10 protein-coding genes are annotated in these 12,241 nt (G+C 62.1%); 8 read left to right on the plus strand and 2 right to left on the minus strand.

Annotation, left to right across the window (positions count from 1 at the left end):
• The first annotated feature begins 131 nt into the window (after window positions 1–131).
• Window positions 132–863, plus strand: a complete 732-nt coding sequence (locus H3V09_RS07320; RefSeq protein ID WP_198191577.1) for a hypothetical protein — start codon at window positions 132–134, stop codon at window positions 861–863.
• Here H3V09_RS07320 and H3V09_RS07325 read toward each other — a convergent pair.
• On the minus strand, window positions 845–1,939 hold the full coding sequence (locus H3V09_RS07325) for a LacI family DNA-binding transcriptional regulator (protein ID WP_198191576.1): 1,095 nt from the start codon (window positions 1,937–1,939) through the stop codon (window positions 845–847). The two genes, H3V09_RS07320 and H3V09_RS07325, sit on opposite strands and share 19 nt — an antisense overlap.
• Window positions 1,940–2,228: 289 nt before the next feature.
• On the opposite strand from H3V09_RS07325, the gene H3V09_RS07330 reads away from it, so the two are divergent.
• From H3V09_RS07330 to H3V09_RS07350, 5 genes are all read left to right on the plus strand, one after another.
• Window positions 2,229–3,872 (plus strand): extracellular solute-binding protein, encoded by a 1,644-nt coding sequence (locus H3V09_RS07330; protein ID WP_232342075.1) that lies wholly within the window; start codon window positions 2,229–2,231, stop codon window positions 3,870–3,872.
• 119 nt (window positions 3,873–3,991) lie between these two features.
• Entirely contained in the window at window positions 3,992–4,921 is a 930-nt protein-coding gene (locus H3V09_RS07335) for an ABC transporter permease (RefSeq protein WP_233439353.1), read from the plus strand.
• A gap of 24 nt (window positions 4,922–4,945) precedes the next feature.
• Window positions 4,946–5,905: a carbohydrate ABC transporter permease gene (locus tag H3V09_RS07340; RefSeq protein ID WP_046322317.1), complete on the plus strand. Its 960-nt coding sequence runs from the start codon at window positions 4,946–4,948 to the stop codon at window positions 5,903–5,905.
• 4 nt (window positions 5,906–5,909) lie between these two features.
• Complete coding sequence (locus H3V09_RS07345) at window positions 5,910–6,824, plus strand: family 43 glycosylhydrolase (protein WP_198191575.1); 915 nt, start codon at window positions 5,910–5,912, stop codon at window positions 6,822–6,824.
• Window positions 6,821–7,522, plus strand: a complete 702-nt coding sequence (locus H3V09_RS07350) for a YesL family protein (RefSeq protein ID WP_046322320.1) — start codon at window positions 6,821–6,823, stop codon at window positions 7,520–7,522. The genes H3V09_RS07345 and H3V09_RS07350 overlap by 4 nt, the downstream gene beginning before the upstream one ends.
• Here the strand turns inward: H3V09_RS07350 and H3V09_RS07355 are convergent.
• The gene (locus tag H3V09_RS07355) at window positions 7,476–8,540 is read right to left on the minus strand and encodes a glycoside hydrolase family 43 protein (RefSeq protein WP_198191574.1); all 1,065 of its coding nucleotides are present in this window, start codon (window positions 8,538–8,540) and stop codon (window positions 7,476–7,478) included. The two genes, H3V09_RS07350 and H3V09_RS07355, sit on opposite strands and share 47 nt — an antisense overlap.
• Window positions 8,541–8,740: 200 nt before the next feature.
• Between H3V09_RS07355 and H3V09_RS07360 the strand changes: the two genes are divergently transcribed.
• Window positions 8,741–9,697: a TatD family hydrolase gene (locus H3V09_RS07360; protein WP_198191573.1), complete on the plus strand. Its 957-nt coding sequence runs from the start codon at window positions 8,741–8,743 to the stop codon at window positions 9,695–9,697.
• Between the two features lie 175 nt (window positions 9,698–9,872).
• Entirely contained in the window at window positions 9,873–12,194 is a 2,322-nt protein-coding gene (locus tag H3V09_RS07365; protein ID WP_415873512.1) for a KUP/HAK/KT family potassium transporter, read from the plus strand.
• Window positions 12,195–12,241 lie beyond the last annotated feature (47 nt).

Raw genomic sequence — 12,241 nt, forward strand, 5'->3', positions numbered from 1 at the left:
GGACCCGTTGAGGGGTGGGCCGCTGTGCCTGGTGCCCAAGGGGCCGACGGGGGATGACCAACCTCCGTCGGCCCCTTGTTCATTCTGGATTTAGACTGGGCTGGTGAGCGTCGCGGATGGGGAGGTCAGGCATGGATGAGCGTCAGGGCGATCGGTATGGGCTTAGCTCCGACCAGAAGGATGCCCTGGGGGTTCTGGCATCGGCGGATCCCCACGCCGGACAGTCCAAATGGACCATCTTCAGGCAATTGCCGCCCGCCAAGCGCTGGCCCTACTTCGCCCAGCACTTCCTTCCTGGTGTTCTGGCCGTCGGTCTGGTACTGGCCCTGCTGATCGGCCTGGTCGTCACCAGACTGACCAGGCCGCCGGACCCGCTTATTTCAGTTCAGGGCTTCAACATGAGCACCCATGAGGAGGGGTTCGATCGCCTCAAACAGGGATTTATGCGCGACCAGGGAATCAAGGATGGTCGGCTGGTCGATATGGAGGCGACCTTGACGCTGAATGGCCAGGGCTACGACGATTCGGCCAAGGCCCTGACCCGGGTCACTGCAGGCCAGATCAACATGGTGATCGCCCCCGCGGGCCTCTTTCCGACTCTGTGCAAGCGTGGGCTGGTGGCTAAGCCCTCGCAAGGGTTGAAGGGCGGCGACCTTCGGCGGTTGGCCAGCCAGGGCGTACTGGTGGATTCCAAGGGCCGGCAGGTATCGAACCCGTCCCATGCCATGGGTCTGGATCTCTCCCGATCATCGCGCTGGAAACAGGTGCCCGGTCTGCCCAAGCATGCCATCCTGGGGCTGAGCAACATAGCCGACACCGTATCCTACGTCCGGGCCTTCGTTGACTATATGGATTTCGACTGAGTTTCCGGGTCCCTTTGAACCGTGCTTGCAGCATGGATTCCCAGGGTGGATTCCCGCTCCAGCAGATGGTAGCCCACAATCACTCGGCGAGGGGTTCGGCCCGAATCTTCATGGCCCTCCTGCTGACCGACATGGTCCAGCATCATGGAGACGGCCATCCGCGCCATCTCAGTGAAATCCACTGCCACGGTGGTCAGGGTGGGGACGGAGTAGGCTCCCGGTTCAATCCCGTCGAAGCCGGTGACCGCGACATCCTCGGGCACCCGCACTCCGCATTCAGCCAGGCCTCGGATGACGCCAAGGGCTAAGGCGTCATTCATGCAACAGAGGGCATCATAGGGCATGCCTTGGCGAGCCAGGGCATGTGCCGTCCGCCGTCCGGCCGGGGTGGACCAGTCACAGCTGATCAGAGCCTGGGAGGTATCCATGCCCAGGTCCTGCATGGTGTCCAGAGCCTGCCGGTAGCGGTTCCGCCGCAAGGTCACGCTCAGGGCATGGCTGGCGCTCAGGGCTCCCTGATGGCCGCCCACCACGCCGATTCTCCGGCGCCCGCAGGCATGCAGATGGCGTATGGCGGCGGTCATCCCGTCCCTGCTGGGAGTCTCGATGGAGTCGTAGCAGGCCTGGTTCTGCACGCTCATATCGTCGAAGAGCAGGACCGGGAGCCCGTTGGCCACCTGCTGGATTTCCCGGGCGCTGTTGTGAGTGGAGCAGACGAAAAGACCGTCGCACATGGAGGAGCGTAGCTCCTGAATCTGGCGGAGTTCCTTGGCCTTGTCATACTGGCTGACCTGAATGATCAGCTTCAGGTTCCTGGCGAAGAGCCGGTTGGACAGGGAATTGGCCAGCCTGGCGTAGTAGCCGTTTTCCAAGTCCGGCACAATCAAGGTGAATATGCCTGACCTGCCCGAGCGCAGGGCACGGGCGGATACGTTGGTGGAGTAGTGGAGTCGCTGGGCCTGTCTGATGACCTTGCGGCGTGTAAGGGGTTTGACGATGTCCATGCCGCGCAGGGCCGCCGAGGCTGTCGATGGGGATACGCCTGCGGCATCCGCTACATCCTTGAGTGTTACCACCGCTTCGCCTCCTTGCGAATGACCAGGAACCGACGGGTCAAGTCTGGTCCCATAGGTCAACCCGCCTATCGAATCGTTGCAATAATTCTATGTCCATCACCTGCCGAACGCGCCCACAACAGCGATGATTTGACAAGGAGGCAGCGAGAAATGCATAATCAAATCGTTACGATTCCTATGGGATGACGACAGGTTTCACCCTCTGCAAGTATGCAAAGACGTATGCGTAGGCAAAGCAGCCGGGGTCCTGTAGACCCGATCTGCTTGCCAGGCCTTTCAAGGGCCGGGAATGGAGAAGGAGACTGATCATGACAACCAAGGCAACCATGATGAAGGGCCTGGCCGCGCTGTCGGCACTGGCCATGGCGGGCACTCTCGCCGCCTGTGGCGGGGGGGGGGGTCCTCCACCGATGACAAGGGACGGCCCATAGTCAAGATTCTGGTGGTGAAAAACTCCAACGAAACCAAGATGGCCGACATGACCTGGGCCAAGGAGCTGGCCGCCGACTGCGACTGCTCCATCCAGTGGCACGAAGTCAGCGATGACGCCTGGGGGCAGCAGAAGAATGCCTCGCTGGCTGCTGGCGAGATCGACGATCTGAACATCAGGGCTTTCAATCCGGACGATGCCGTCCGCAATCCTTCAGCCTTCGAGACCTTGGGAGATGACCTGGACAAGCTCCCCAATGTCAAACGCTTCTTCAAGGAGCAGCCCACAGCCCGCAAGTTCGTCACTGTAGACGGCAAGGTCCGTGTCCTGCCATCCAGCCGCACCAAGGGGTTCCTGGCCTCGGGGCAGCATCTGATGATCAACCGCGTCTGGCTGGAGAAACTGGGGCTCAAGGCCCCCACCACCTGGGACGAGATGCGTACGGTCATGGAGGCCTTCAAAACCCGCGATCCCAACGGCAACGGCAAGGCAGACGAGATCGCCTTCAACCCGCGGGAACTGGTCACCGGCAAGATCGGGGACTGGTGGAGCCCCTTCCTGATGATGAATTCGACTGGCATCGTCACCCATTTCAACTCCGGACCCTCGCAGCAGGGGATCTATCTGCGCGACGGCAAGGTCGGCAACTGGATGCAGACCGATCAGTTCCGTCAGGTCATCGCCTTCTACCGCGAGATGGTCGAGAAGGGATGGGCCCCCTCTGACTGGGTCACTGCCAAGGACGACAAGTACAACGCCCGCAACCAATCTGACGGGCAGACCGCCAAGGTAGGCATGGTCTTCGGTTGGGACGACTCTGCCTTCGGATCCTACGGGTCGGCCATGGCCCAGCAGTATGAGAGCATCCCCGTGCCTGCGGCCGACGGGGTCTCCGCCGACAAGGTGGTCTGGGACGGTTCACGCGAGGCCAACCGCTTCGAGGACTACCACATGGCCATGTCCGCCAATGCGACCAACAAGGATGCCGCGTTGAAGGTCATCAACCTGCTTTATTCCGAAAAGTACTCCGTCCAGCAGCTCTACGGCTCCTTGACAGATAAGTACCTTGAGAAGACCGGCCCGCACGCCTACCGGGTCACCGACAAGTTCCACCAGGCCCAGGACGCGGCCAAGATTCCGGCCCTGGAAGACCGGCTGGCCGGCTGGATTCCTGATGCGGTCACCGTTGAGGGCGACCGGGGTATGGACCATGTGGCTGCCGTGGACAAGGCCTATGAGGAGCAGTATAAGCACTACGACCACGAGCGGGACATGATGCCTATTTATGTGCGTATCAGCGAGGCGGATCAGAACACCGTGGCCAACAACAACACCGCCCTGTTCAACTACGCCGTGCCTGTGGTCTCCAACTGGCTGGCCAAGGGGGGCGTCCAGGATGATGCCGCCTGGAAGGACTTCCAGAGCAATCTGAAGAAGTATCAGATCGAAAAGAACACCACGATCTGGCAGAAGGCCTACGACAAGGCCATCAAGATCAAGTAAGCCGATTGGCGCGGGTCCGGCGGTCGGCTCTGCAGGATGGCCGATCGCCGGCTCCTCTGGCAAGGAGGTTGAAGGTGCGTGCGGACAAGGAAGCGATCGAGCGCGGTAGCGACGCGCAGGTGGTGGATAACGACAAGGTCCGGAAAACCTGGCCTCTGCGTAGGCGGCTGGCCTGGCATTTCCGACGATACTGGCAGCTCTGGCTCATGGCCCTGCCGGCCCTGGGCTTCACCCTGCTCTTCGCCTACGTGCCCATGTACGGCATCCAGCTGGCCTTCAGGGACTTTGTTCCCGCCAAGGGGCTGACCGGTGGCCGATGGGTGGGGCTGCAGTACTTCAGGCAGTTCTTCCAGTCGCCCCTCTTTGCCTCCACCATGATCAACACCTTCAAGATCAGCCTGGGAACGCTGGTCCTGGGGTTCATCACCCCTATCATTCTGGCCCTGCTGATCAACCAGATCGGCTCGCAGCGGATCAAGGGATTCGCGCAGACCATCACCTACATGCCCCATTTCATCTCCACCGTGGTCATCGTGGCCATGCTCAACATCTTCCTGACGCCCAATACTGGGCTGATCGGTCGCTTCCTGGGCAAGGACAACGTCCTGGACAGCCCCGGTGCCGTGGCGCCCATCTACTGGATCAGCGAGGTCTGGCAGCACTGCGGATGGAACGCCATCATCTATCTGGCGGCCCTGAGTTCGGTGGACCTGTCCCTTTACGAGGCTGCCAAGATGGACGGGGCAGGCCGGCTGCAGCTGATCAGGTATGTGGACCTGCCCACCATCATGCCCACCTGCGTGGTCCTGCTGATCATGAACATGGGCTCGGTCCTGTCCGTGGGCTTCGAAAAGGTCTGGCTGATGCAGAACGCCATGAATCTGCCGGGTTCCGAGGTCATATCCACCTATACCTTCAAGATCGGCATCCAATCCTTCCAATTCAGCTACGGAACGGCCATAGGCCTATTCAACACGGTCATCAACTTCATCTTCCTGGTCGCGGCCAACTGGATATCCAAGCGGGTCACCGACACCAGCATCTTCTGATTGTGCAGGATAAGGAGCGTCATCATGACTAGCAGCAACGTCGCGCAACCGGCACCCAAGGCGGACCCTGGGGCCATCCCATGGAACAAGCACACCAGACAGCAGCTGAAGCCGGGGGATATGGCCGTCGATATCGTCATCGCCCTGCTCCTGGCCGTCATTCTTCTGGCGGTCATCTACCCGCTCTGGTTCATCGTGGTCGCATCCCTGTCCGACCAGGGGGCGGTCTCCTCGGGGCGGGTCACGCTCTGGCCCGTGGGCTTCACGCTGGCCGGCTACCAGAGGGTTTTCCAGGATGCCCGCATCTGGACCGGCTATGGAAATACGGTCCTGTACGCCGTCTTGGGCACGGCTCTGAACCTGGTGGTCACCATGCCTGCGGCCTTCGCCCTGTCACGCCTGGAGTTCAAGCCCCGCAGGGTGCTGCTCTTCCTGTTCACCTTCACCATGTACTTCGCCGGCGGGCTCATCCCCAACTACCTGCTCTACAAGCAACTGGGCCTGCTCAACAGCATGTGGGTCTTCATCCTGCCTGGCGCCCTGAGCGTCTGGAACCTGATCATCGCCCGTTCGTTCTTTGAGACCTCCATACCCGAGGACCTGCATGATGCGGCGCGGATCGACGGACTGGGCTACTTCGGCTACTTCATGAAGATCGTCATCCCCCTAAGCTCGGCCATCATCGCCGTCATCGGCCTTTACTACTTCGTGGGCCACTGGAACGACTACTTCACCGGTCTGATCTACATTCGGCAGGAGGCCAAGGAGCCTCTGCAGAACGTCCTCCAGTCCATTCTGCTGGCCAACCAGACCAACCAGATGGGCAGCGGCAACGGCGGCCAGAACGTCCTGCAGCAGCAACAGCTGGCTGACCAGATCAAGTATGGCGTCATCATCGTATCCACCCTGCCCCTGCTGATTATCTACCCCTTCCTGCAAAAATACTTCAACAAGGGTGTCATGATCGGCGCGGTCAAGGGATGAGACCATGAGCCTCATATCGGGTGTGCAGCTGGTCAGGCGGGCGGATGGGTCTGTGGCCCAGTTGCACGCTCTGGGCATGCTGAAGGATGGCAGCCGCTGGCTGGCCTATGGCGAGATCAAGACCGGGGGTAGCCGGTTCGGGGGAATCTGCTGCTATGCCACCGAGGACTTCGTCCACTGGCACGACCTGGGCTGCGCTCTGCCAGTGGGGGCGCCGGGCGGGATGACCTCTCCGGAGCGGATTGTGGAGCGCCCCCGGGTCCTGCGCTGTCCAGCCAATGGTCTCTATGTCATGTACCTGCATGTGGACGGCGAGGGGGATTACCGTTACGCCCATGTGGGCACGGCTGTCAGCGAACGGCCCGAGGGACCCTTCCGGCCCCTTTCAACCATGCGGTTTGGCATGAATGCCAGCCGTGATATCTTCGCCTTTCAGGACTGGGATGGCAGCGGGTATCTGGTCTCCGAGGACCGCGATCAGGGAACCCACATCTACCGGCTCTCAAGGGACTACCTGTCTCTGGTGGAGGATCTGGTCTGTCTGCGTGGACAGGACGGCCGCTTCGGCTATGAATCCCCCATCCTCCTGCACCGGGGCGACTGGTACTACTGGTTTGGTTCGCAGTTGACCGGCTGGGATTGCAATGACAACATGGTGTCTGTTTCGCGGGACCTGCGTGGGCCATGGAGCCCGTGGAAGCCTGTGGCGCCTCTGGGGACGCAGACCTACCAGTCGCAGTGCGACGCCATCGTGCCCCTTTCAGAGGATCCGGCCCTGCCCTGCCTGTACATCGGAGATCGGTGGCGGCCGGATCATCTGGGCGAATCCCCGCTGGTGACCCTGCCCATATTGATCGACGAGGGTTGCGTTCGTCTGCTCTGGCGGGAACAATGGAATCCAGAAAAGGGGTGGCGATGAAGCGCTTCGCAGTGGGATACGAGTTCCTATGCCGAATCATCATGATGATATTCGTGGTCCATGTGGCCTTCCTGGCCCACACTCTACTGGGACTTGTTCTGGTTGGATTCTTCCCTTCCATGGCGGCCACCTGCACCACGTACCGAACCTGGCTGCTGGACCTGAAAGACCGCTCATGGACGGTCAAGCAGACCTGGATGACCTTCCACCGGGCCTGGCGCTCAGAGCTGGCTGCGGCCAACCGCTTCGGATGGCCCCAGTTCCTGGTCTGGGCACTCCTGATCTGGGAGTACTGGCTGACCATGACCAATGACATGGGCACCCTGACACCGGTGGTCTCCGGCCTGCTCCTCCTGCTCAACCTGCTGTACGGGCTCTTCGTCCTTCTCAGCTGGCCGGTGCGGTCCAACTTCGACGAGGGCCCCCTCTGGGCGGCCCGGACCGCCCTGTCCATGGTGGTGGGGCGTCCCCTCTGCTCCCTGATGGTCCTGGCCCTGCTCATGATCACGGGCTGGGCCTACTACACCTGGCCGGGTCTGGCCGTGACCTTCGGTCTGGCCGTGCCGCTCTTTGCAGACATGGCTGCCGTTTATTCCTGGGGACGGCTGCCGGGCATGGATGTCCATGTGCTCGAACCCGCCAAAAAGCGGGTCAGCGGGTCAGGGTCTGCTTCAAAATCCGATACTCGCTCTCGGTGATGGGCATGATGGACCCGTGGCGTTTGGTCAGCCGGCCGAAGTCCATGTCGTTGACCAAGGTCCAGTCCTGTTGCTGCCTGGACGACAGATCGGCCGAGCGGAAGGGCAGATAGCCCCGGCCCTCGAGGAATTGGTCGCAGATCAGACCGAAAGGCATGGCTCTGCCGTCGGGTCCGGCAGCATCGGCATCGTTGTAGAGGAAGAGCTCGGGGCCCTCCAGATAACGCGAGGAGTAGCGCCCCTGGCCGAAGATATCGGTCAGATTGGATAGGTAGGACCAGGCCTGGTCGTCGTCCGTGCGCACCAGCTCATGGGTGACCGCATAGGGGTTGCGCGTGCGCTCCAGGGTGATCTGGTCATCCTTGGAGGCCCGGTACCACCAGCCGTCGGGCGCCTTGAGCATGGTTGTGTCGATGATACCGTTGCTGCGGTCGATCCACTTTACCGGGCGGGAGAAGGTGATCAGGTCAGCGCTGGTGGCGTAGTACATGTTGATGCCGTCACCCAGCTCGTTGGCCAGGTCGGCTGCAGCCGGGTCTTCAGCACTGTCGGCGGCGGCCGTGGCCCAGAAGACTATCCATTGCTCCCTGTCGGCATCCCAGCAGGCCTCCGGAGCCCAGGCCATGCCGGCCTTGGGAATGGCCGAGGCCACATCCACCAGACGGGGCCTGCCCCAGTGGGCCAGGTCAGGCGAATCCCAGATGACCAGGCCGGTGGATCCGTTCACGGTGGCCCTGCCCTCCTGCCAGCCGCCCCTGTGGTAGACGGACAGATCGGTCGCGATGATGTGGAAGAGGCCGTCTGGCCCCCGGACGACATAGGGGTCGCGTACGCCACCTTCGCCTTCGCTCCAGGTCAGCACCGGGTCTCCCTGGGCCCGCAGGTCATGCCAGTGCAGGCCGTCGCGGCTGAGGGCGAAGTAGAGCTGCTCATCCGTCTCAGCCTGTTCATGGCCGGTGAAGTGGACGAAGAGGTAGGCGCTGGTCGCCTCGAATGAGGGCTGCCAATCCGTAGACATGTTCCACCTTTCCTGCTTTCGGCAAAGATACTGCGGCGGCGGGGGACTGGCAGGGACAGATGGCGGGCGCTTCTTCGCTCTTCCGTTCCGGTCGTTCCAGGGCCGTCATGGGCGATTCTAGCTGCCGACCTTCCTTTTGACAGAGCCGGCCGTCCGGGCGGGTCGCACATTGGGCCGTATGGGTTCCTAGACTGTGGACCATGAGCAAGCATCATCGCGACCGCAGCTGGGCTCCCGACCCCGAGCCGCTGCCCGCAGGCACAGGAGTCATCGACGATCACACCCACATGGCCTCTGTGGTCCCCTTCGCCCAGGAGATGGACCGGCAGGCCAGGGAGCGCGGGCAGGATCCGGTCCCCGTCCGCACGGTCGACCAGCAGCTGGCAAGGGCTCGGGCCGTGGGCGTGGTCGGAGCCATCGACGTGGGCTGCGAACTGCCCCACCTGCAGACGGCTGTGGATCTGGCCCTGGCCCATCCTGGGGTGGTTCACGCGGCTCTGGCCATCCATCCCAATGAGGCTGTCCTGCACGGCCATCGAGGGGTGCCGGGACCGGACGGACTGCCACTGAAATATCAGCCCTGGCATGAGGTCCCCTTCGAGCAGGCGCTTGAGGAGGTCACCCGCCTGGCTCGCGCATATCCCGACCAGGTGGTGGCCATCGGGGAGACGGGCATGGACCTTTTCCGAACCGGTCAGGGGGCTGAAGAGATCCAGCGGCAGGCCTTCCGGGACCACATCGCCCTAGCTAAGGAACTGGATCTGCCCATGCAGATCCACGACCGCGACGCCCACCGGCAGGTCATTGAGACCCTGCTGGAGGATGGCGCTCCCGAGCGCACGATCTTCCACTCCTATTCAGGGGATGCGCAGATGGCTCAGGTGGCCGCCGAGCACGGTTGGTATCTGAGTTTTTCCGGGACGGTCTCCTACAAGGGCAACGAGGGAATCCGCCAGGCCCTGTCCGTGGTCGGTATGGACCACATCATGGTGGAGACCGATGCGCCCTATCTGAGCCCCATGCCCTACCGGGGGCGTACCAACTCTCCCTACATGATCCCCTACACCTTGCGCGCCATGGCCGATGCCTTGGACTGCCCTCTGGCCCAGGTGGCCAAAGCGACGGCAGCCACCACGCGCCGTGTTTATGGCCTGTGAGGGATGTCCGACGGACGGTGCCAGGCCGGGATTAAGCTTATGGTGTGTCGCGGTCTGAATCGCCCCTGCCGAGTGTGGGGGGAGAGTGCTACGGTTGTCGTCGCACGTGTGCGCGAACAGCAACATACGGCACCCAGAAGTAGATGAGTGAAGGCTTTGGCCGATGGAGGGCTCTATGGCGGATGAGCGGCATGAGATGGCGGCTCAGGATGATGGCAGGGGCGCTGACGAACCACCCCGGTTATCCGGCGAAAAAGCGGCGAAGTCGACGGCGGCCTCTCGTAAGGGTCGGTTGACGAAAGAATCGATACTTCCCCCGGAGAGCTTTACCAAGGCCCCAAAGATCTCGGCCAAATCCCGCACGCGCGAGGAGGAGAACGAGCTCAAGCGGGTCCGGCGCGAGGCCCAGCGGGCAGCCCAGCGTCGTCGCACTCCGCCAAAGGGTCCTCTGGGCCGCTGGTGGCGGCGGGTACAGTCCTCACCTGACAGGATCAGCTTGGGCATGTGCATCGTGGCCCTGGGCGTGGTCTACGGCGACATCGGCACCTCGCCCCTGTACACCATGCAGGCCTTCGTGGCCGGGCAAGGCGGTATGGCCCGTGTGGACAGGGCGGCTGTGCTGGGCATGCTCTCCCTGGTCTTCTGGTCCATCACGCTGATTACCACGGTCAAATACGTTCTGGTGGCCATGCGCATCGACAACAAGGGCGAGGGCGGCATCTTCGCCCTGTACACCCTGGTCCGGCATTACGGCAAATGGCTGGCCATTCCTGCCATGGTCGGCGGCGCCGCCTTCCTGGCTGACTCGGTGCTGACTCCGGCGGTCTCCATATCCTCAGCAGTCGAAGGCCTCAAGACCATCCCCGTTCTGACTCCGATCTTCCGTGAGAACGGGAACCTGACCATGGTCATCACCTTCGTGATCATCCTGATCCTGTTTGCGGTCCAGTCGCGCGGAACCGAGCGGATCGGCAAGGTCTTCGGCAGCGTGGTCATGGTCTGGTTCGCCTTCCTTGCCCTGATCGGCATCTACTGCATCGGCAACGATTGGTCCATCTTCGAGGCCCTGAACCCGGTCTACGGAATTCGCTTCCTCTTCAGCCCGCAGAACCCTGTGGGTCTGACCATCATGGGCACGGTCTTCCTGTCGACCACGGGAGCCGAGGCACTCTATTCCGACATGGGTCACGTGGGCCGCGGCAACATCTACGCCACCTGGCCCTTCATCAACATCGCCCTGGTCTTCAATTACTTCGGCCAGGGGGCCTGGATCCTGCGCAACAGCGACAATAAGGCCCTACAGGGCGTAGACGGGCTCAACCCCTTCTTCCAGATGATGCCCACCACCGTGCGCTACGTGGCGGTGCTTCTGTCGGTGACGGCTGGTGTCATCGCCTCGCAGGCCCTGATAACGGGCGCCTTCACCATGGTCTCGGAGGCCACTGGCCTCAACTGGATGCCTCACCTGCAGGTGCGCTACCCGGCGCGGACCCGCGGCCAGCTCTATATCCCCACCATCAACTGGGTCCTGTGCGCGGCCACGCTGACTGTGCTGGCCATCTTCAAGGATTCCGAGCACATCTCGGCCGCCTACGGGCTGGCTCTGACGGTGACCATGATCACCACTACCGTCCTGCTGGCCGACTACATCTGGCACGACGGTAAGCGGGCGCTCTCCCTGCTCTTCGCCCTGGTCTTCCTGGCCATCCAGATCCTCTTCTTCATGGCCTCCATGGCCAAGTTCATGCACGGCGGCTGGTTCACCATGCTGCTGACCGCGGCCATCCTCTACATCATGTACACCTGGGATGTGGGCACCAAGGTGGAGCGCTCGCAACGGCGGCATATGACAGCCAAGGAGTGCCTGCCCGCCCTGGAGATGCTCCATAACGACTTCCGTGTCCCCTACTATGCAGACAACCTGGTCTATCTGACCTCGGACGCGGAGATGCGGCGGCTGGACACCGACATCTTCTTCTCCATCTTCGCCAACCGGCCCAAGCGTGCCCGGGCCTGGTGGGCGGTCTCGGTCCAGACCACGGACGCTCCCTACACCCGCAAGTATTCGGTGGAGAACTTCGGCACCAACTACCTCTTCCGCGTGCGCATGAGGCTGGGCTTCAAGGTGGACCAGAATGTGGCCACCTATCTGCACCAGATCATGCACGAGCTGATCGATAGCGGCGAACTGCCCAAGCAGCCCTCCATCTACCCCAAGGTGGACGAGGATCCGCAGATCGGCACAGTCACCTATGTGCTGGTCCACAAGGCCCTGATGCCCGAGTCCAAGATTGATTCCCGGGGTGCCTTCTCGCTGAAGGTCAAGTACGCCATTCGCAAGGTGGCTGGCTCGCCGATCAAGTGGTTCGGTCTGGCTCCCTACAACCCCATCGTGGAGGTGCAGCCCCTGTTCGTCTCCACCCGGGCGGTTCCCAAGCTGACGCGAGTGGTTCTGCCTTCCCGCAAGATGAAGGGCGGCAAGCACCACAAGGACTGAGTGAGTGGAATCTCACCCTGTGGATCCTGGCCCAAATCGGGTCCGGG

This window comes from Bifidobacterium sp. M0399 (assembly GCF_016100595.1).
Lineage (GTDB): Bacteria > Actinomycetota > Actinomycetes > Actinomycetales > Bifidobacteriaceae > Bombiscardovia > Bombiscardovia polysaccharolytica.

Excerpts from the sequence above, each read along its gene's own strand:
- H3V09_RS07320 (WP_198191577.1), top strand. The coding sequence starts at position 132 with ATGGATGAGCGTCAGGGCGATCGGTATGGGCTTAGCTCCGACCAGAAG.
- H3V09_RS07330 (WP_232342075.1), top strand. The coding sequence starts at position 2,229 with ATGGAGAAGGAGACTGATCATGACAACCAAGGCAACCATGATGAAGGG.
- H3V09_RS07340 (WP_046322317.1), top strand. The coding sequence starts at position 4,946 with ATGACTAGCAGCAACGTCGCGCAACCGGCACCCAAGGCGGACCCTGGG.
- H3V09_RS07345 (WP_198191575.1), top strand. The coding sequence starts at position 5,910 with ATGAGCCTCATATCGGGTGTGCAGCTGGTCAGGCGGGCGGATGGGTCT.
- H3V09_RS07350 (WP_046322320.1), top strand. The coding sequence starts at position 6,821 with ATGAAGCGCTTCGCAGTGGGATACGAGTTCCTATGCCGAATCATCATG.
- H3V09_RS07355 (WP_198191574.1), bottom strand. The coding sequence starts at position 8,540 with ATGTCTACGGATTGGCAGCCCTCATTCGAGGCGACCAGCGCCTACCTC.
- H3V09_RS07360 (WP_198191573.1), top strand. The coding sequence starts at position 8,741 with ATGAGCAAGCATCATCGCGACCGCAGCTGGGCTCCCGACCCCGAGCCG.
- H3V09_RS07365 (WP_415873512.1), top strand. The coding sequence starts at position 9,873 with ATGGCGGATGAGCGGCATGAGATGGCGGCTCAGGATGATGGCAGGGGC.